17 protein-coding genes and 1 pseudogene are annotated in these 19,376 nt (G+C 46.8%); 14 read left to right on the top strand and 4 right to left on the bottom strand.

Features of this window, described 5'->3' with window-relative positions; genetic code table 11:
* Positions 1-52 precede the first annotated feature (52 nt).
* Positions 53-1,777: an ABC transporter ATP-binding protein gene (locus ACH32G_RS06585; protein WP_045926580.1), complete on the top strand. Its 1,725-nt coding sequence runs from the start codon at positions 53-55 to the stop codon at positions 1,775-1,777.
* A gap of 68 nt (positions 1,778-1,845) precedes the next feature.
* Here ACH32G_RS06585 and ACH32G_RS06590 read toward each other — a convergent pair whose 3' ends face one another.
* From ACH32G_RS06590 to cls, 3 genes are all read right to left on the bottom strand, one after another.
* On the bottom strand, positions 1,846-2,118 hold the full coding sequence (locus tag ACH32G_RS06590) for a hypothetical protein (RefSeq protein WP_016937610.1): 273 nt from the start codon (positions 2,116-2,118) through the stop codon (positions 1,846-1,848).
* A gap of 68 nt (positions 2,119-2,186) precedes the next feature.
* Complete coding sequence (gene uvsE, locus ACH32G_RS06595) at positions 2,187-3,149, bottom strand: UV DNA damage repair endonuclease UvsE (protein WP_448814132.1); 963 nt, start codon at positions 3,147-3,149, stop codon at positions 2,187-2,189.
* A gap of 12 nt (positions 3,150-3,161) precedes the next feature.
* Entirely contained in the window at positions 3,162-4,361 is a 1,200-nt protein-coding gene (gene cls, locus ACH32G_RS06600) for a cardiolipin synthase (protein ID WP_045926578.1), read from the bottom strand.
* 138 nt (positions 4,362-4,499) lie between these two features.
* Between cls and ACH32G_RS06605 the strand changes: the two genes are divergently transcribed.
* From ACH32G_RS06605 to pyrG, 3 genes are all read left to right on the top strand, one after another.
* Positions 4,500-6,608, top strand: a complete 2,109-nt coding sequence (locus ACH32G_RS06605; RefSeq protein ID WP_448814133.1) for a heterodisulfide reductase-related iron-sulfur binding cluster — start codon at positions 4,500-4,502, stop codon at positions 6,606-6,608.
* Positions 6,609-6,835: 227 nt separating this feature from the next.
* On the top strand, positions 6,836-7,366 hold the full coding sequence (gene rpoE, locus ACH32G_RS06610) for a DNA-directed RNA polymerase subunit delta (RefSeq protein WP_016937614.1): 531 nt from the start codon (positions 6,836-6,838) through the stop codon (positions 7,364-7,366).
* Positions 7,367-7,606: 240 nt separating this feature from the next.
* Positions 7,607-9,214, top strand: a complete 1,608-nt coding sequence (pyrG, locus tag ACH32G_RS06615; protein ID WP_448814134.1) for a glutamine hydrolyzing CTP synthase — start codon at positions 7,607-7,609, stop codon at positions 9,212-9,214.
* Between the two features lie 47 nt (positions 9,215-9,261).
* Here the strand turns inward: pyrG and ACH32G_RS06620 are convergent, their stop codons facing one another.
* The gene (locus ACH32G_RS06620; protein ID WP_045926576.1) at positions 9,262-9,783 is read right to left on the bottom strand and encodes a DUF2529 domain-containing protein; all 522 of its coding nucleotides are present in this window, start codon (positions 9,781-9,783) and stop codon (positions 9,262-9,264) included.
* 164 nt (positions 9,784-9,947) lie between these two features.
* Here ACH32G_RS06620 and spo0F point away from each other — a divergent pair, with 164 nt between their 5' ends.
* From spo0F to malS, 10 genes and pseudogenes are all read left to right on the top strand, one after another.
* On the top strand, positions 9,948-10,322 hold the full coding sequence (spo0F, locus tag ACH32G_RS06625) for a sporulation initiation phosphotransferase Spo0F (RefSeq protein ID WP_095241197.1): 375 nt from the start codon (positions 9,948-9,950) through the stop codon (positions 10,320-10,322).
* A gap of 176 nt (positions 10,323-10,498) precedes the next feature.
* Positions 10,499-11,356, top strand: a complete 858-nt coding sequence (locus ACH32G_RS06630) for a class II fructose-bisphosphate aldolase (RefSeq protein WP_016937618.1) — start codon at positions 10,499-10,501, stop codon at positions 11,354-11,356.
* 118 nt (positions 11,357-11,474) lie between these two features.
* The gene (gene fsa, locus ACH32G_RS06635; protein WP_016937619.1) at positions 11,475-12,113 is read left to right on the top strand and encodes a fructose-6-phosphate aldolase; all 639 of its coding nucleotides are present in this window, start codon (positions 11,475-11,477) and stop codon (positions 12,111-12,113) included.
* Positions 12,114-12,405: 292 nt separating this feature from the next.
* Positions 12,406-13,695, top strand: a complete 1,290-nt coding sequence (locus tag ACH32G_RS06640) for a UDP-N-acetylglucosamine 1-carboxyvinyltransferase (RefSeq protein ID WP_016937620.1) — start codon at positions 12,406-12,408, stop codon at positions 13,693-13,695.
* Between the two features lie 33 nt (positions 13,696-13,728).
* Entirely contained in the window at positions 13,729-14,694 is a 966-nt protein-coding gene (gene glpX, locus ACH32G_RS06645) for a class II fructose-bisphosphatase (protein WP_016937621.1), read from the top strand.
* A gap of 203 nt (positions 14,695-14,897) precedes the next feature.
* Positions 14,898-15,037 (top strand): annotated as a pseudogene (locus ACH32G_RS06650) (hypothetical protein); the annotation flags it as partial.
* Positions 15,038-15,103: 66 nt separating this feature from the next.
* Positions 15,104-16,390: a transcription termination factor Rho gene (gene rho / locus ACH32G_RS06655; protein WP_003151107.1), complete on the top strand. Its 1,287-nt coding sequence runs from the start codon at positions 15,104-15,106 to the stop codon at positions 16,388-16,390.
* A 122-nt stretch (positions 16,391-16,512) separates the two neighbouring features.
* Complete coding sequence (gene rpmE, locus ACH32G_RS06660) at positions 16,513-16,713, top strand: 50S ribosomal protein L31 (RefSeq protein ID WP_003151132.1); 201 nt, start codon at positions 16,513-16,515, stop codon at positions 16,711-16,713.
* 83 nt (positions 16,714-16,796) lie between these two features.
* Positions 16,797-17,387 carry a thymidine kinase gene (locus ACH32G_RS06665; protein ID WP_016937623.1) on the top strand — a complete coding sequence of 197 codons (591 nt, stop codon included), beginning with the start codon at positions 16,797-16,799 and terminating at the stop codon, positions 17,385-17,387.
* 276 nt (positions 17,388-17,663) lie between these two features.
* Positions 17,664-19,361 carry an oxaloacetate-decarboxylating malate dehydrogenase gene (malS, locus tag ACH32G_RS06670; protein WP_016937624.1) on the top strand — a complete coding sequence of 566 codons (1,698 nt, stop codon included), beginning with the start codon at positions 17,664-17,666 and terminating at the stop codon, positions 19,359-19,361.
* Positions 19,362-19,376 lie beyond the last annotated feature (15 nt).

Raw genomic sequence — 19,376 nt, forward strand, 5'->3', positions numbered from 1 at the left:
GTATAATTGAGAAATATTATCATTAGGAACGAGGCACAAGGAGGACGGAATCGTGCTGCGACAATTTTTTTCTTATTATAAACCGTACAAAAAGCTGTTTTTTCTCGACTTCTTTTCTGCCATTGCCGGCGGATTGATGGAGCTGAGTTTTCCTCTGATTGTCAATTACTTTATCGATACATTGCTCCCGGGCCGGGATTGGAGTCTGATTATTTTGACTTCCGCTGCTTTATTTGGGGTCTACGCCCTCAGCTCGGCACTTCAGTATGTTGTAACGTATTGGGGCCATATGCTCGGCATTAACATTGAAACCGATATGCGGAAAAAGCTTTTTGACCATCTGCAAAAGCTTTCCTTCAAATTTTACGATAACAACAAAACGGGCAGTTTAATGTCCAAGCTCACCAATGATTTGATGTATATCGGAGAAACCGCCCACCACGGGCCCGAAGATCTGTTTATCGCCATCATGACGATTTTGGGCGCGTTCGGCGTCATGCTGTTCATTAATTGGCAGCTCGCGCTGTTGACGTTTATCATCATGCCGGTCGTCATTTGGCTCGCTTTATATTTCAATAAAAAAATGACCTCTGCATTTACAAAACTGAACAAAGACGTCGGGGATTTCAGCGCGAGGGTCGAAAACAATATCGGCGGCATCCGCCTTGTCCAGGCTTTCAGTAATGAAGCGTTTGAAAATCAGCGGTTTGACGTGAACAATCAGCGGTTCCGCAAAACAAAACTGACGTCATATAAAATCATGGCGAAAAACGGCTCGATCAGTTACATGCTGACAAGATTCGTCACGCTGTTCGTCCTGTTGTGCGGCACATGGTTTGTCATCCGCGGATCATTATCCTACGGGGAATTCGTCGCTTTCGTGCTGTTGACAAACGTTCTCTTCCGTCCGATTGATAAAATCAACGCGATTATTGAGATGTACCCGCGAGGCATTGCCGGTTTTAAAAGCTTTATGGAAATTCTGGAAACGGAGCCTGACATCAAGGATGCCCCGAATGCGAAACATGTGTCGGGTTTAAAAGGGAATATCCGCTATGATCATGTGTCATTCGGCTATGAAGAAAACAATCCGGTGCTGTCCGGTATTAATTTGTCCATTCAAGCGGGGGAGACGGTCGCATTTGTCGGGCCTTCGGGAGCGGGGAAATCAACGCTGACAAGTCTGCTGCCGCGTTTTTATGAACCGTCTGAAGGCGCGATTTCCATAGACGGAATTGATATTAAAGACATGACGCTGTCATCTCTGCGCGGACAAATCGGCGTCGTCCAGCAGGATGTCTTTCTGTTTTCCGGCACATTGCGGGAAAACATTGCTTACGGACGGCTGGACGCGTCCGAGGAAGAAATCTGGCAGGCCGTCCGCCAGGCGCATTTAGAGGATTTGGTAAACGGGTATCCTGCCGGTTTAGACACGGTGATCGGCGAACGCGGAGTGAAGCTGTCAGGCGGACAGAAGCAGCGGCTTTCCATCGCCAGAATGTTTTTGAAAAACCCGCCGATCTTAATTTTGGATGAGGCTACATCGGCCCTCGATACAGAAACGGAAGCCGCCATTCAAAAGTCTCTGCAGGAACTTTCTGAAGGCCGCACGACACTTGTGATCGCCCATCGGCTGGCTACGGTTAAGGATGCGGACCGGATCGTCGTCGTCACGAAAGAAGGCATCGCCGAACAAGGGCACCACAAGGAACTTCTGGCATCCGGCGGCATGTACCAAAGACTCCATCAGGCGCAATTCGGCGAACTGATTCATTAATATAGAAAAAGGATAGACGAACGGGGGCCGAGGCGCCTCCTGTCTATCCTTTTTTATGTAGTCCGTATTTAATGGGCTTCTTTATGCGCAGGTTCGATGATATGTTTGAAACGGTCAATGAGCTGCACCGCTTTCTTTCCTTCCACTACAATTAAATATTCTTGTTCTTTATGCGCCATTCTGAACGTTTCCAGTTCGATGATGTCTTTGATTTTGCACATCGTTTTTTTAGAGTAGATATACAGCTCGTGGCCTCCCGTGTGGCAAAGCTGATAAAGCTGAAGCATATTTCGTAAAGTGAACTTCTTAGCGGCTATTTTCAAAGATGTAATGTTTTTCATGTGTTTTCTCCTCCGTCTGATGGTCTGTTATTTCGGAAATTCCCCATATAAACCGGTGATAAACCTGGTTATGCTTTCCACCTCAGCACGCCTCCCGCCAGGCGTTTGACTCCGCGGATAGCGCTTAATTCTTCGACGAGCCGAAGCAGCGCCCGGTCTTTCTCTTTCGCTTCAATCATAAAGTCGATGTCCGTCTCCCATTGTCTGAACCGCTCCAGCACCGGCAGAATAAAATTCGCATCCACATAGTCCGCATGACTGCGCACGGCTGCTTCTGATTTTGGCGAGGAGAGGTGGACCTTCGGCTTTAAGCCGATCCGCTGCCATGTTTTCATCATCCGCGGGAGAATGTCATCTAAATCAGCGTCATCGGCCGGATTGGCGTAAAAATGATGATAATCAAACACAAACGGAATGCCCTCTTGTTCACATACACTGAGTGTTTCTTCAGATGTATACGTTTTATCATCGTTTTCCAAAGTCATCCGCTGTTTGATGATATCGGGGAGTTCTTTCAGATTCATGCTGAAACGGTCAAGCGCGCTTTGTTTGTCGCCATAAGCGCCTCCGATATGAATGTTAATGACGGAGCGGTCCGCGATGCCCATGGCGTCCAGCATGTCATAATGATAGGCCATATCCTTGACCGCATTAGCGGTAATCTCCCGTTTCGGGCTTGTGAAAAGGGTGAATTGGTTCGGGTGAAAGCTCGTTCTGAGATCATATTTTCTGACCAGCCCGCCGATCTCACGGAACTCCTGGCGAAACGGCGTGACAAAATCCCACAGTACATCCGGGTGCGTGGCGAGCGGCACAATCGAGCTTGAGAACCTGTACAAAGGGATGCCGTGTCCGACCGCATAGTGGAGGGTGCGCAGCGTGTTGGTAAGATTTGCTTTCGTCACAGAAAGCAGGGCCTCTTTCCGCTCGCCGGGTGAAAGTTTTGTATAGCGCGCATATGTTAAGGTTTTGGCGGGGGATGCGTCCCAAAGGCACATGGCGTTTGAAACGAAACCGAATCTGAACAGCATATGGTTTCTCCTTTATAAAAAATAAGATATGGCTTTTCCCAGCCATTCTGCAGGAAGCTGTCTGAAGGAGCGCTGTTTCACTTTTTCTAATGTGAGAAGCTCGGATTTTTCGATGTCCTGCTTTATGGTTGAGAGCACTTCTTCCGTAAAGGCCTCATCGTTAATGATGACATTCACTTCTTCATTCAAGAACAGGCTCCGTTTATCAAAGTTCGGCGTACCGATAATGCTGATGCGGTCGTCTATAATGAAGGCTTTGACGTGATAAAAGCCTTGATAATACCGGTAGATGAGACAGCCGGCTTTCAAAAGCTCGGGATAATAGGTAAACGCTGTTTCCCGAACGAGCGGATGGTCTGACTTCATCGGCACGATCAAGGTGACTTTGACGCCTTTTCGGCAGGCTGCAATAAGCGCTGCTTGAAGCCTTTTGCTCGGTACATAATAAGGCGTGCCGATTATGATTTTTTTCTCCGCCTTAAGGATGCAGTTTTCATAATGCGATTCAAGCGAAAAACCGTCCGACGCATATGTCCTATGAGAGATATTCCCTTCCGGCAACGGCGGATAAACCTCGGGTGACTCGGGTGTTTTTCCGGTGTTTCGTTTCAGGTCGCTTAAAAAAAGAGTCTGGAGATCCGCCGTGCCTTCGCCGGTCATCCGCAGATGATAATCCTCCCAGTTTCCGAACTTCGCCTTTTTGCCGAGATACTCTTCCGCGATGTTGAATCCGCCTACATAGCCGATTTTGCCGTCAATGACGGTTACTTTCCGGTGATTCCGTTTTTGCAGCTTGAAAAAAAGAAACGGAAATCCGGGTTTGTTCAGAAAATGAACGTGAACGCCGGCTTTTTTCATCGTTTGAATAGAAGGCTTTTTCACTTGGCGGCTGCCCGCCCAATCAAGCAGCAGATATACGGAGACGCCGGCCTGCGCCTTTTCTTTCAATAAATGAAACATATCAAGGCAGACTTGGTCGTTCTTCATAATAAAAAACATCATATGAATAGAAGAGACGGCTTGGCGGATATCGGCCGTCATTTGCTGGACCAGCTCGCCGCCGCAGTGAATGAGTCTGATATCACTCTTTTTCGGGTCAAAAACGGGCTCATACGCCTGTTTTTTGTACGCCGCCCGGCCAAGCAGCATATCAAGCAGCATAAGTGCGATTAAAATGATGAAAATGATAAGCAACACAACAAAGACCTTCATACCGACGCTCCTTTCCGAAGTATCCGTAGTGTGCCCTGAGAATGCGAATTTAATTATTGACTGAACACTCATTCATTATTTATGATAAAGTAAAGATATGACAATGCAGAGGGGAATCAGAACAAAGGGGGAGACAAGATGAACGCTTTTCTCATGGTAAACGCGTTGCTGTTCTTAGCTGTAACCGCTTACGCCGTTTATTTATTCGTTTACCTGATCAGAACGAGGATCGCTTATATTAAGCTCGGCCAAAGGGAAGAATTTGATAAACGCCTGAAAGAACGTCTGCAAATGATATGGGTGAATGTGTTCGGACAGAAAAAATTGCTGAAAGATAAAAAAAGCGGAATCATCCACGTTCTGTTTTTTTACGGATTTATACTCGTTCAGTTCGGCGCAATTGATTTTATTCTGAAAGGGCTGCTTCCCGACCGGCATTTGCCGTTCGGCCCGCTTTATCCGGCGTTTGCGTTTTTTCAGGAAATCGTCACGTTTCTTATTTTAATCGCTGTGGTTTGGGCGTTTTACCGGCGCTACATTGAAAAACTCGTCAGACTGAAACGCGGGTTTAAAGCGGGGCTTGTCCTGCTGTTCATCGGCGGACTGATGGTGACGGTGCTTCTTGGGAACGCCATGAACCTTTTATGGCACGATCATTCTTTGTCCTGGACGGAGCCGATCGCTTCCTCCATTGCGTTTGTGCTCGGCGGTCTTTCAGCACCGGCCGCAGCCGCCGTGTTTTATGTTTCATGGTGGCTTCATCTGTTGTTTTTGCTCAGCTTTTTAGTGTACGTGCCGCAGTCAAAGCATGCACACTTAATTGCGGGTCCGGCGAATGTGTTCCTCAGCAGGCTGGATTCAAAAGGGAAACTGGAAAAAATTGATTTCACCGATGAAACGAAAGAAAGCTACGGTGTCGGAAAGATTGAAGACTTCCGCCGCTCCCAGCTTGTCGATCTTTATGCCTGCGTCGAATGCGGCCGCTGTACAAATATGTGTCCTGCTTCCGGTACGGGCAAAATGCTTTCACCGATGGATCTCATCTTAAAGCTGAGAGACCACCTGACGGAAAAGGGCGCTGCCGTGACATCAAAATCTCCGTGGGTGCCCGCGCCCGTTTTTCAGCATACGAAGGCGAATCAGCTCGCGGCGGCTTCCTCAGGGGGAGGGTCGCGTGAAGCGGCGGCAGCCATTGACTACAACCCGAGCTTAATCGGCGAGGTCATTACGGAAGAGGAAATCTGGGCGTGCACCACATGCCGCAACTGTGAAGATCAATGTCCGGTCATGAATGAACACGTTGATAAAATTATCGATCTGCGCCGCTATCTTGTGCTTACGGAAGGGAAGATGGACAGCGACGCGCAGCGGGCCATGACAAGCATTGAAAGACAGGGAAACCCGTGGGGCTTAAACCGGAAAGAGCGGGAAAACTGGCGGGAGCAGACGGATACAGAGATTCCGACAGTGAAAGAAATGAAAAAACAAGAGAAAGAGTTTGATTATTTGTTTTGGGTCGGTTCAATGGGTTCTTATGACAACAGAAGCCAAAAGATCGCCGTCTCATTTGCAAAACTGCTCAATGAAGCGGGCGTATCCTTTGCGATACTCGGCAATAAAGAAAAAAACTCAGGCGATACGCCGCGCCGTTTAGGTAACGAGTTTCTGTTCCAAGAGCTGGCGGAACACAACATCGGCGAATTTGAAAAACACGGGATCAAAAAAATCGTCACGATTGACCCGCACGCCTATAATATGTTCAAAAATGAATATCCGGATTTCGGATTCCAGGCTGAAGTCTATCATCATACTGAATTATTAGCCGAGCTGGTGTCGCAGGGGAAACTAAAACCGCTTCATCCGGTGAATGAAACGATCACCTTCCATGACTCATGCTATTTAGGCAGATACAATGAAGTGTATGAGCCGCCGAGAGCGATCTTAAAAGCCATCCCGGGCGTTCAATTGAAGGAAATGGAGCGCAGCCGCGAAAATGGAATGTGCTGCGGCGCCGGGGGAGGCCTCATGTGGATGGAAGAAGAAACGGGAGTGAGAATCAACACGGCCCGGACTGAGCAGGCGCTTTCTGTCAGCCCGACGGTCATCAGCTCCGGCTGCCCTTACTGCCTGACCATGCTCGGTGACGGTACAAAAGCGAAAGAAGCCGAAGACGCGATCGGCACTTATGATGTCAGTGAATTGCTCGCCATGTCTGTATTCGGTACGGAAAAACAAGAGTCTTCATAGAGAGAAGCAGGCCGCCCGCGCATATGCCGGCGGCTTTGTTTTCGCACATCGGCCGAATTATGAAGGGACGCCTCTAAAATTTCTTAAATTACACTGTTAAGGGTAGCATATTCTGTTTTAATTTGTTTATAATGAGAGGTATGGTTTATGAACAAAACAATACAAAATCGTTCTTATTATAGGATAGAAACAGATACATATAAGTAATAGAAAGGGAGTGTCCGACCTTGAGTATCAAACAATATTCTCAGGAACAGCTGAAGCAGATGGCTTTAGTTGAAATCGCTCACGAAATTTTCTCAGAACATAAAAAACCGGTTCCGTTCCAGGAGCTGCTGAATGAAATTACTTCCTTGCTCGGTGTTACGAAAGAGGAACTGGGTGACCGCATCGCCCAATTTTATACCGACCTCAACATTGACGGCCGCTTTATTGCTCTGTCAGATCAGACTTGGGGGCTTCGCAGCTGGTATCCGTACGATCAGCTGGACGAAGAAACACAGCCGACTGTAAAAGCGAAAAAGAAAAAAGCGAAAAAAGCCGTTGAGGAAGATCTTGATCTTGACGAATTCGAGGAAGTTGATGAAGATGACATCGATCTCGATGAATTGGAAGAAGATATTGATCTTGAAGCAGACAGCTTTGACGACGAAGATATCGACGATGAAGAAGATGACGACGATCTTGAGATCGAAGAGGATATGCTTGAAGAAGATGAGGAAGATGATGAGGATGAAGACGAGGATCAAAAACGCTGATTTCATAGCAGCAAAACGATCTTGACTTTCATTGTCGAACTATGTAGTATGTATTTTGGGCTCTTCAAAAAGAAGAGAATTCATAAGAGTGCTACGCTCCCTTTCAAGAAATTGAAAGGGAGCTTTCTTATTTTCATCTCCCAAATTCTTTTATACATCATTTGTTTTTAGTGAAATGATTTTCTATAAAACGGCACATTTTAAAGAATGTAGCGCAGACCGAAGAGAGGAGCAAACGAAATGACGAAATATATTTTTGTAACCGGGGGAGTTGTATCTTCACTCGGAAAAGGAATTGTGGCAGCATCACTGGGCCGCCTGTTGAAAAACAGAGGCATGAGCGTCACCATCCAAAAATTTGACCCTTATATCAACGTTGACCCGGGAACGATGAGCCCGTACCAGCACGGTGAGGTGTTCGTAACCGATGACGGCGCTGAGACTGACCTTGACTTAGGGCACTACGAGCGTTTCATTGACATTAATCTGAACAGATTCAGCAATGTGACGACCGGTAAAATCTACTCTGCTGTATTGAAGAAAGAACGCCGCGGGGACTACCTCGGTGGAACGGTTCAGGTCATTCCGCATATCACAAATGAACTGAAAGACCGCGTTTATCGCGCCGGCAAAGAAACAAATGCAGATGTAGTCATTACTGAGATCGGCGGAACCGTGGGAGATATCGAATCCCTTCCGTTCCTTGAAGCCATCCGTCAAATGAAAAGCGACATCGGCCATGAAAACGTAATGTACATTCACTGTACGCTTGTTCCGTACATCAAAGCGGCGGGCGAGCTGAAAACAAAACCGACGCAGCACAGCGTAAAAGAGCTGAGAAGCCTCGGCATTCAGCCTAATATCATCGTCGTGCGCACAGAAATGCCGATTTCTCAAGATATGAAAGATAAAATCGCGCTCTTCTGCGATATTGACACGAAAGCCGTTATTGAATGTGAAGATGCGGACAACCTTTACTCCATCCCGCTTAACCTTCAGGAGCAGGGACTCGATAAGCTTGTCTGCGATCATATGAAATTAGAGTGCAAAGATCCGGATATGACGGAATGGAAAGACCTTGTCACAAGAGTGAAAAACTTGTCTAAAACCATTACAATCAGCCTCGTCGGAAAATACGTCGAGCTTCAGGACGCTTACATTTCAGTCGTTGAATCACTGCGCCACGCGGGCTATGCGTTTGACGCTGATGTGAAGATCAAATGGATTAACGCCGAAGAAGTGACGGAAAGCAATATTCAAGAGCTGACTGACGGCACAGACGGAATCATCGTGCCCGGCGGTTTCGGAGACCGCGGTGTAGAAGGGAAAATCATCGCCGCCAAGTACGCGCGTGAAAATAAAATTACGTTCTTCGGCATTTGCCTCGGTATGCAGATTGCATCCATTGAATATGCACGAAACGTATTAGGTCTGGAAGGGGCTCACTCTGCGGAGATCGATCCGTCCACTCCTTATCCGATCATTGACCTTCTTCCTGAACAAAAAGATGTCGAGGATCTCGGAGGAACGCTTCGTCTCGGACTGTACCCTTGTAAGCTTCAGGAAGACACGAAAGCTTTCGAAGCGTATGCGGATGAAGTGGTATACGAACGCCACCGCCACCGTTATGAATTCAACAATGAATACAGACAGCAAATGGAAGAGAACGGTTTTGTGTTCTCAGGCACAAGCCCTGACGGCCGCCTTGTGGAAATTATCGAGCTGAAAGACCATCCTTGGTATGTCGCTTGCCAATTCCACCCTGAGTTCAAATCAAGACCGACAAGACCTCAGCCTTTATTCAAAGACTTTATCGGCGCTTCCGTACAAGCTGCCGAACAGAAGTAATAAAAAAAGACTTGCCTCCGTTAAAAGCGGCAAGTCTTTTTTCTTCATCAGTTATATTCCTGCACCATTTCCTTTAATGTAAAGGACAGTGCGTGATAGACATACAGGCCTGTCATTAATGAAGGAAAGCCGTATCTTGTTCCGTCTTCATCGGGCAGAAGCGGCATTTTTAATTTGCTGTCAATATGAACATCACAAAATGCCTCAATCCCGGTTTGATCCTTGATGACGGGAGACACGCACACAAGGCCGATCCCTTTTTCATAAAGTTTTTTTGCCAGCGCCTGTTCTTCAGCCGTACCCGGGCCTGAACAGAACATCAGCACCCTGTCGCTTTCTGTAATCGAATCAGCTGTATCCGGAAACGCCTTGACCGAAGGCATCGGTTCAGAGCCGAGTTCCGCCTCGCACAAAATGCCCTGCATCTCATTTGCGCCGTATAAATAGATGGAATGGCCGCTGACGGCAGCCTGAGCCAGCAGCCGTGCGCCGTCTTCTATTGCTTCGGATTCCTTATCCTGAATGCGGGAAAAAATGCCTGCAAGCTGCGTCGTAAAGATCTTTAACATGAGTGAAACCTCCTTTACACTAACAAGAACAGTATACAACAAAAGAGAAAATGCTCAGAAAATGTCGGAAAGTAGACTATTATAATTAAAGGAAATGTGAAAATCAAACAGAATACATTAACAACTGCTTCCTTTTGACGAAAATGATAATATTGGGGTGTAAAATGATGAATGAAAAGATTTTAATCGTAGATGACCAATATGGTATACGTATATTGCTCAATGAAGTGTTTCATAAAGAAGGGTACCAGACGTTTCAGGCCGCCAACGGCATACAGGCGCTGGACATCGTAACGAAAGAACGGCCGGATCTTGTGCTTTTAGATATGAAAATCCCCGGCATGGACGGAATCGAAATTCTCAAACGCATGAAAATGATCGACGGCTCCATCCGCGTCATTATTATGACCGCTTACGGAGAACTCGATATGATTAAGGAATCAAAAGAGCTCGGAGCGCTGACTCATTTTGCAAAACCTTTCGACATTGACGAGATCAGAGACGCGGTGAAAAAGTATTTACCTCTAAAATCGAATTAATAAAATTAGAAACAATTATGTCATTGTGTTGCCGATTTGTCGAAAAGTTGGTATCCTAGAGATGGAGAAAAAGCGATCTGTTGTTTTACATATGACAGGTTTTTATGGTCATGCTATAGGGTGGAAAGCTTTTTTCGAGAAGAAGCAAATCAGGCTACATAAGGAGGACTTTCGACATGCCTTTAGTTTCAATGACGGAAATGTTGAATACAGCTAAAGAAAAAGGATATGCTGTTGGACAATTTAACCTAAATAACCTTGAGTTCACTCAAGCTATTTTACAAGCAGCAGAAGAGGAAAAATCCCCGGTTATTCTAGGTGTTTCAGAAGGCGCGGGACGCTACATGGGCGGCTTCAAAACAGTCGTTGCCATGGTTAAAGCTCTTATGGAAGAATACAAAGTGACAGTACCTGTTGCCATTCACTTAGACCACGGTTCAAGCTTTGAATCTTGTGCGAAAGCGATTCATGCAGGCTTCACTTCTGTAATGATCGACGCATCTCACCATCCGTTTGAGGAAAACGTAGCAACTACATCTAAAGTGGTTGAGCTTGCTCATTTCCACGGCGTTTCAGTTGAAGCTGAGCTCGGAACTGTCGGCGGACAGGAAGATGACGTTATCGCTGAAGGCGTAATCTATGCTGACCCTAAAGAGTGTCAAGAACTTGTAGAGCGCACTGGCATCGACTGCCTTGCACCTGCATTAGGTTCTGTTCACGGCCCTTACAAAGGCGAACCGAACCTCGGTTTCAAAGAAATGGAAGACATCGGCAAATCAACCGGCCTTCCGTTAGTACTTCACGGCGGTACAGGAATTCCGACTGCCGACATTAAAAAATCAATCTCACTTGGTACGGCTAAAATCAACGTAAACACTGAAAACCAAATTTCTTCTGCAAAAGCTGTCCGCGAAACATTGGCAGCTAAGCCGGACGAATACGATCCTCGTAAATATCTTGGACCTGCTCGTGAAGCGATCAAAGAAACGGTTATCGGTAAAATGCGTGAGTTCGGTTCTTCAAACCAAGCTTAATCCGGTGTAACATCCATAAACCGCCTGACAGCATTGACAGGCGGTTTTATGTCTTACCTTTAGAAAGCGCAATCATGTTTTACAGTTCTGAAAACTTATTACTGGGGAGGCTTTCCTTATGTTATTTTTCATTGATACAGCAAACATTGACGAGATTAAAGAAGCTTACGAACTTGGCGTTCTTGCCGGAGTGACGACAAACCCTAGTTTAGTAGCAAAAGAAGCTGACGTGACTTTCCATGACAGACTTCGTGAAATTACGGAAGTCGTGAGCGGATCAGTAAGCGCAGAAGTCATTTCCCTGAATGCTGAAGAAATGATTGAAGAAGGTAAAGAACTGGCGAAAATCGCGCCGAATATCACGGTGAAAATCCCAATGACGTCTGAAGGGTTAAAAGCCGTAAAAGCGCTGAGCGACCTGAACATAAAAACAAACGTAACGCTCATCTTCAGCGCCAACCAGGCGCTTTTAGCCGCAAGAGCCGGAGCGACTTATGTATCTCCGTTCTTAGGCCGCCTGGATGATATCGGCCATAACGGCCTTGACCTGATTTCAGAAGTAAGACAGATTTTTGACCTTCATGACATTGATACACAAATCATCGCAGCTTCCATCCGTCATGCGCAGCACGTGACTGAAGCGGCTTTGCGCGGTGCACATATCGGTACGATGCCGCTGAAAGTCATTCACCAGCTGACAAAACATCCGTTAACGGATAAAGGCATTGAGCAATTTTTGGCAGACTGGAATAAATAAGGGTGTAATGGGCGGCAAACCGGTTGCATCCGTTTGCCGCACCCTATTTCCTGTTTGACGGCGGGCCTTCATATCAAAGTTCCCCGGAATGTGAACCCGGCGGGTCTCTGTGCATCCTGTGTAAAAAATGCCCCGTAAAGCTTCGCTATTTTCTTCCTGTTATTTTATAATGTCCTTGTATTCTTTCTCTTCGAATTGGCTACATTTTGGACAAGAGCTTTATTTGCAGAGACAGAATAAAATGCCATTTTATTTATGCTCCGCAGCTATCTTCTTATGGAAGGAGACTATCATGGAAAAGTTGAATATTGCCGGCGGCGATCCGTTAAACGGAACCGTACATATCAGCGGTGCGAAAAACAGCGCCGTCGCATTGATACCCGCAACCATTCTGGCAAATTCCGAAGTAACGATCGAAGGGCTTCCGGAGATCTCAGATATTGAAACGCTGCGTGACCTGCTGAAAGAAATCGGCGGAAACGTCCATTTTGAAAAAGGAGAAATGGTCGTGGACCCTTCACCGATGATCAGCATGCCGCTTCCCAACGGCAAAGTGAAAAAACTCCGCGCTTCTTATTATTTAATGGGCGCGATGCTCGGCCGCTTCAAACAGGCGGTCATCGGACTGCCGGGCGGGTGCCATCTCGGGCCTCGGCCGATTGACCAGCATATAAAAGGGTTTGAGGCGCTTGGGGCTGAAGTCACCAATGAACAAGGCGCGATTTATCTGCGCGCCGAAAGGCTGAGAGGCGCACGGATTTATTTAGACGTCGTCAGCGTCGGGGCGACGATCAATATCATGCTTGCCGCTGTGCTCGCTGAAGGAAAAACCGTGATAGAAAACGCCGCCAAGGAACCTGAGATTATTGATGTTGCCACACTGCTCACCAGCATGGGCGCAAAGATAAAAGGCGCGGGAACCAATGTGATCAGAATCGACGGCGTGAAAGAGCTGCACGGGTGCAGACATACCATCATCCCGGACAGAATTGAGGCGGGCACCTTTATGATCGCCGGCGCGGCGATGGGGAAAGAAGTCATTATTGATAATGTCATACCGACCCATCTGGAGTCTTTGACGGCGAAGCTCAGGGAAATGGGTTTTCACATCGAGACGAGTGACGACCAGCTTCTTATGCTCGGCGGGCAGAAGCAGATAAAACCGGTCGACGTAAAAACGCTTGTTTACCCGGGATTCCCGACTGACCTTCAGCAGCCGATGACATCTTTGTTAACGAGAGCGGGAGGCACGAGTGTCGTGACTGACACCATCTACTCGGCCAGATTTAAGCATATTGATGAGCTGAGACGGATGGGGGCCAACATGAAAGTGGAAGGCAGGTCGGCGATTATCACCGGTCCGGCAGAGCTGCAGGGCGCAAAAGTAAAGGCGAGCGATCTGCGTGCAGGCGCTTGTCTGGTCGTAGCAGGGCTGATGGCCGACGGCGTAACGGAAATTACCGGTCTTGAGCATTTGGACCGCGGCTACAGCAATCTTGAGAAAAAACTCGAAGGTCTGGGCGCCACAATCTGGCGGCAGAGGCTGACGGACGAAGAGATAGAACAGCTCCAAAATTCATAGAAATGCGGACTTTTGAGAGGAGATCGTGTTGAAATGGAAAGAAGCTTATCAATGGAATTGGTTCGGGTTACTGAAGCGGCGGCTTTAGCATCTGCCAGATGGATGGGCCGCGGGAAAAAGGATGAAGCCGATGATGCGGCGACAAGCGCCATGCGTGACGTGTTTGACACGGTGCCGATGAAAGGCACGGTCGTTATCGGGGAAGGCGAGATGGACGAAGCCCCGATGCTTTACATCGGCGAAAAGCTCGGAAACGGATACGGCCCCCGCGTCGATGTCGCCGTCGATCCTCTTGAAGGCACTAACATCGTAGCCAGCGGCGGCTGGAATGCGCTGACGGTGATCGCGGTCGCTGACCATGGAACACTGCTGAACGCTCCTGATATGTATATGGAAAAAATTGCGGTCGGACCTGAAGCGGTAGGCTGCATCGACATCGAAGCTCCTGTCATTGATAACTTAAAAGCTGTTGCGAAAGCGAAAAACAAAGACATTGAAGATGTCGTGGCAACCATTTTATATCGCGACAGACATGAAAGAATCATCTCTGAATTGCGTGAGGCCGGCGCCAGAATCAAACTGATCAACGACGGTGATGTCGCGGGCGCCATCAATACGGCCTTTGACCATACGGGCGTAGACATTCTCTTCGGCTCAGGCGGGGCACCAGAAGGCGTGCTGTCTGCCGTTGCGTTAAAAGCGCTCGGCGGTGAAATCATCGGCAGGCTTCTGCCGCAAAGTGCGGAAGAGCAAGCCCGCTGTGAGCGGATGGGCCTTGATGTATCCAAAGTGCTCCGGATGGAGGACCTTGTGAGGGGAGACGACGCCATTTTTGCGGCAACGGGCGTAACGGACGGAGAGCTTTTGAAAGGCGTTCAGTTCAAAGGCACAGTCGGCACGACCGAAAGTCTGGTTATCCGGGCGAAATCAGGAACAGTCCGATTCGTTGACGGAAGACACAGCCTGAAGAAAAAACCAAATCTTGTGATCCGGCCATAAATAGAGAAAAAAGCGGGACTTTCCGTCCCGCTTTTCTTTTGCAAAAAAGAGTCAACCCTATCATTTATATGTCAAAGCATTATTTAAGTTGAATAATTTTTTAAAATGAGGTAAAAATAAAGAGTGCTGCGATTTTTCTGTGTCATTCCTTCTTTTGAGTACTGGGAAATTTTCAAATTCTACCGCATACAGACGATATAAATATTGATCTTCTCAAGTTTTTGTCCTCGCTTCCTTCAAAACTCATTAAGACAATCCTTTTTAAAAAAAGCGCCGATCATGGGTGGAAGTGTTACCGATAGAAGTTCCTGAATGTTTTATAAAAGAATGTGCTTTGGCGGAATCATGCAAAGCAGCCGATTTGAATGAAAACAGCAATACATTGACTATGAAAAGCGTGGTGTTTTTTATGAAAGACGTATCTATTTCCTCTTTGGAAAATATGAAATTAAAAGAACTGTACGAACTGGCAAGACATTATAAAATCTCCTATTACAGCAAACTGACCAAAAAAGAATTAATCTTTGCCATACTGAAAGCCAACGCCGAGCAGGAGGATCTTCTGTTTATGGAAGGCGTGCTCGAAATCATCCAATCGGAAGGGTTCGGCTTCCTCAGACCGATTAATTACTCGCCAAGCTCAGAAGATATCTACATTTCTGCTTCCCAGATCCGCCGCTTTGATTTAAGAAACGGTGACAAAGTTTCCGGCAAGGTGCGCCCGCCGAAAGAGAACGAACGCTATTACGGACTTTTGCACGTTGAAGCGGTAAATGGCGATGATCCGGAATCCGCGAAGGAGCGCGTTCATTTTCCTGCGCTGACTCCGCTTTATCCCGACCGCCAAATGGTGCTTGAGACGAAACCGAATTATCTCTCAACACGGATTCTCGATATGATGGCTCCTGTCGGTTTCGGCCAGCGCGGTCTGATCGTTGCGCCGCCGAAAGCCGGTAAAACCATGCTGTTAAAAGAAATCGCTAACAGCATTACGACAAATCAGCCTGACGCTGAATTGATCGTGCTCTTAATTGATGAAAGACCGGAAGAAGTAACGGATATCGAACGTTCCGTAGCGGGCGATGTCGTCAGCTCCACGTTTGATGAAGTGCCGGAAAATCACATCAAGGTAGCGGAGCTTGTGCTTGAACGGGCGATGCGTCTCGTTGAACACAAAAAAGACGTTATCATCCTGATGGACAGCATTACCCGCCTGGCACGCGCCTACAACCTCGTTATCCCGCCAAGCGGACGTACGCTTTCCGGCGGTATTGACCCGGCTGCATTCCATCGTCCGAAGCGCTTTTTCGGTGCCGCGAGAAACATTGAAGAGGGCGGCAGCCTGACCATTTTAGCGACGGCACTCGTAGACACGGGCTCCCGGATGGATGACGTCATCTATGAAGAATTTAAAGGAACGGGCAACATGGAGCTCCACCTTGACCGTTCTCTTGCGGAAAGACGGATTTTCCCGGCGATCGATATCCGCCGCTCCGGCACACGGAAAGAAGAGCTGCTCGTGCCGAAAGAGCATCTTGACCGTTTATGGGCGATCCGCAAGTCGATGTCTGATTCTCCGGACTTCGCAGAGAAGTTTATGAGAAAAATGAAAAAAACGAAAACGAATCAGGAATTCTTCGATCTGATCAACCAAGAATGGAAGCAGGCGAACCTGTCATCATCAGCCCGCCGCTGATAAAAAATGTATTTGCAAATGCAGTAAATGACTGATATAATTCTCTCATATGCGTTCCGGATTCGCTCCGGAATAATAACTCTGTTTCCACATGGGATTCAGGGCGGAAGGAGATGGATACAATGAAAGCAGGAATTCATCCTAATTTCAAAAAAGCAACAGTTAAATGCGCTTGCGGAAATGAATTTGAAACAGGCTCAGTAAAAGAAGAGGTACGCGTTGAGATTTGCTCTGAATGCCACCCATTCTACACTGGACGTCAAAAATTCGCTTCTGCTGATGGTCGTGTTGATCGCTTTAACAAAAAATACGGTCTTAAGTAATAATAGATTTTACAGGCAGGCAAGAATTGCTTCTTGCCTGTTTTTTATGTCTATAAACAGGAAAAAAGGGGAGCGGATAGCCTATGTACATAATGAAGCAAAGCGGATGGCTTGAGCTGATATGCGGCAGCATGTTCTCTGGGAAATCAGAAGAGCTGATCCGCAGAGTGAAAAGAGCGACATATGCGAAGCAGGAGGTTAAGGTATTCAAACCTGCCATTGATAATCGCTACAGTGAGGAAGCTGTCGTTTCTCACAATGGCACATCCATGACAAGCCACGTCATCTCGTCTTCGGCTGAAATATGGGATCATATCAGTGAAAGCACGGACGTCATCGCGGTAGATGAAGTGCAGTTTTTCGGCGAATCGATCATTGACGACTTATCCCGGCTTGCCGATAAAGGCTATCGTGTCATCGCGGCCGGACTTGATATGGATTTCCGCGGAGAGCCGTTCGGCGTTGTGCCGAATCTGATGGCGGTTGCCGAATCGGTAACGAAGCTGCAGGCGGTATGCTCTGTCTGCGGGTCGCCGGCAAGCCGTACGCAGCGTTTAATTGACGGGAAGCCCGCTTCCTATGATGACCCGGTCATTTTAGTCGGCGCATCAGAGTCATACGAAGCGAGATGCAGGCATCATCACGAAGTGCCGAAAAAACAGACTGATAAATAACCCTTTTCATGAAAACATCGGTAAAACTTCCGGTGTTTTTTTGACGTTTTTTCAAATATTGTAGTTAAATAACTTAAAAAAGAGTATGAAAAAATTAAGTAATTTTCATCTCTTGAATTTTCATTTTTACAGGCATAAAATGACTAAGTAATGTAAATAGTTATGAGACATTGTTCGAATAATTGTCAAAAAAAGATATAGCAGATCGCGATCACATTAACCAAATTGGGTAATTACTTAACTTTGTTAACTATTTGAAGAAAGAAGGAGATTTTCTTGAATAATATTAAAGTAACGAAGGAAGGCAACTTAGAAACTACTTTAAGAGGAAAAGAAGTTCTATCTATCCCTACTTTAAATAAAGGCGTTGCGTTTTCAGCAGAGGAAAGAAAAAGCCTTGGATTAGACGGGCTGCTTCCTCCGACAATTCTGTCTCTTGATGAACAGGCTAAACGCGCATACGAGCAGTTTCAGGCTCAGCCGGACCGCCTTCGCCAAAACGTATATTTGAATGATTTGCAAAACCGTAACGAAGTTCTTTTCTTTAAATTGCTTCAAAACCATCTTCGCGAAATGCTGCCGGTTGTTTACACACCGACTGTAGGTGAAGCGATTCAAGAATACAGCCATGAGTACAGAAGACCTCAAGGGATTTACCTTTCTATCGACAATGTGGAAGGCATTGAAGAAGCATTTGAAAACCTTCATGCCACTGCCGGCGATATTGATCTGATCGTTGCGACAGACTCAGAAAGCATCCTCGGAATCGGTGACTGGGGTGTAGGCGGAATTAACATCGCCATCGGTAAATTAGCTGTATACACAGCCGCTGCCGGTATTGATCCAAGCCGTGTTATTCCTGTCGTTCTTGACGTCGGTACGAACAATGAAAAACTTCTGAACGATCCTTTATACATCGGTAACCGCCATGAACGTATCCAAGGCGAACGTTACGAAGCTTTCATTGACGCTTATGTAAAAGCTGCGCTTAAATATTTCCCTAAAGCTCTTCTTCACTGGGAAGACCTTGGAAACAAAAACGCGCGCAATATCATGAAGAAATACAATCATGAAATTCTTACTTTCAACGATGATATTCAAGGTACTGGTGCGATTACGCTTGCAGGTGTGCTTGCAGCTATGAAGAAAACAGGTGCTTCTATTAAAGATCAGCGTGTGGTTGTCTTCGGTGCGGGATCTGCCGGAATCGGAATCGCTGACCAAATCCGCGACACTATGGTGCTTGCCGGTCTTTCTGAAGAAGAAGCCAACAAAGCATTCTACACAATGGACTACAGAGGCCTGTTAGTTGAAGGTATGGAAAACATTCTTGATTTCCAAGAGCCGTACCTGCGCACAGCTGAAGAAATTAAAGATTGGAAACGCGATGAAAATGGACAAATTCCTTTCATTGAAGTGATCCGTCAAGCAAAACCGACGATCTTAATCGGTACTTCAGGCCAAAGCGGCGCATTCAGTGAAGAAATCGTAAAAGAAATGGCAAAACATGTTGAGCGTCCGGTCATCATGCCGATGTCTAACCCGACACCGCTTGCTGAAGCCGTTCCTAGCGATCTTTTCAAATGGACTGACGGTAAAGTTCTTGTGGCAACAGGAAGCCCGTTTGACAATGTTGAGTACAATGGCGTTTCTCATGAAATCGGACAATCTAACAACGCATTCGCGTTCCCTGGACTTGGCCTCGGTTCAATCGTTGTAGAAGCGAAAGTGATTACTCCTGCAATGTTTGCGGCAACTGCTGACGCAATCGCAGAAAGCGTTGATTTTGAAACACCGGGTGCAGGTCTTCTGCCGAGCATGAGCGACTTACAAGAAGTTTCAATTAAAGTTGCGATCGCCGTAGCAGAAACTGCAATTAAAGAAGGCGTGGCAAACCGCATTCCTGAAAATGTAGAACAAGCCGTTCTTGATGCAATGTGGAAACCGCAATACAAACAAGTTGTAGCTAAATAATTTTACGATTAATTT

It is taken from the genome of Bacillus sp. CIS52 (genome assembly GCF_053545315.1).

Coding starts and splice junctions, on each gene's coding strand:
- pyrG (WP_448814134.1), top strand. CDS start 7,607: ATGACGAAATATATTTTTGTAACCGGGGGAGTTGTATCTTCACTCGGA.
- rpmE (WP_003151132.1), top strand. CDS start 16,513: ATGAAAGCAGGAATTCATCCTAATTTCAAAAAAGCAACAGTTAAATGC.
- uvsE (WP_448814132.1), bottom strand. CDS start 3,149: ATGCTGTTCAGATTCGGTTTCGTTTCAAACGCCATGTGCCTTTGGGAC.
- ACH32G_RS06665 (WP_016937623.1), top strand. CDS start 16,797: ATGTACATAATGAAGCAAAGCGGATGGCTTGAGCTGATATGCGGCAGC.
- glpX (WP_016937621.1), top strand. CDS start 13,729: ATGGAAAGAAGCTTATCAATGGAATTGGTTCGGGTTACTGAAGCGGCG.
- ACH32G_RS06630 (WP_016937618.1), top strand. CDS start 10,499: ATGCCTTTAGTTTCAATGACGGAAATGTTGAATACAGCTAAAGAAAAA.
- ACH32G_RS06640 (WP_016937620.1), top strand. CDS start 12,406: ATGGAAAAGTTGAATATTGCCGGCGGCGATCCGTTAAACGGAACCGTA.
- ACH32G_RS06605 (WP_448814133.1), top strand. CDS start 4,500: ATGAACGCTTTTCTCATGGTAAACGCGTTGCTGTTCTTAGCTGTAACC.
- fsa (WP_016937619.1), top strand. CDS start 11,475: ATGTTATTTTTCATTGATACAGCAAACATTGACGAGATTAAAGAAGCT.
- ACH32G_RS06590 (WP_016937610.1), bottom strand. CDS start 2,118: ATGAAAAACATTACATCTTTGAAAATAGCCGCTAAGAAGTTCACTTTA.
- rho (WP_003151107.1), top strand. CDS start 15,104: ATGAAAGACGTATCTATTTCCTCTTTGGAAAATATGAAATTAAAAGAA.
- cls (WP_045926578.1), bottom strand. CDS start 4,361: ATGAAGGTCTTTGTTGTGTTGCTTATCATTTTCATCATTTTAATCGCA.
- ACH32G_RS06620 (WP_045926576.1), bottom strand. CDS start 9,783: ATGTTAAAGATCTTTACGACGCAGCTTGCAGGCATTTTTTCCCGCATT.
- spo0F (WP_095241197.1), top strand. CDS start 9,948: ATGATGAATGAAAAGATTTTAATCGTAGATGACCAATATGGTATACGT.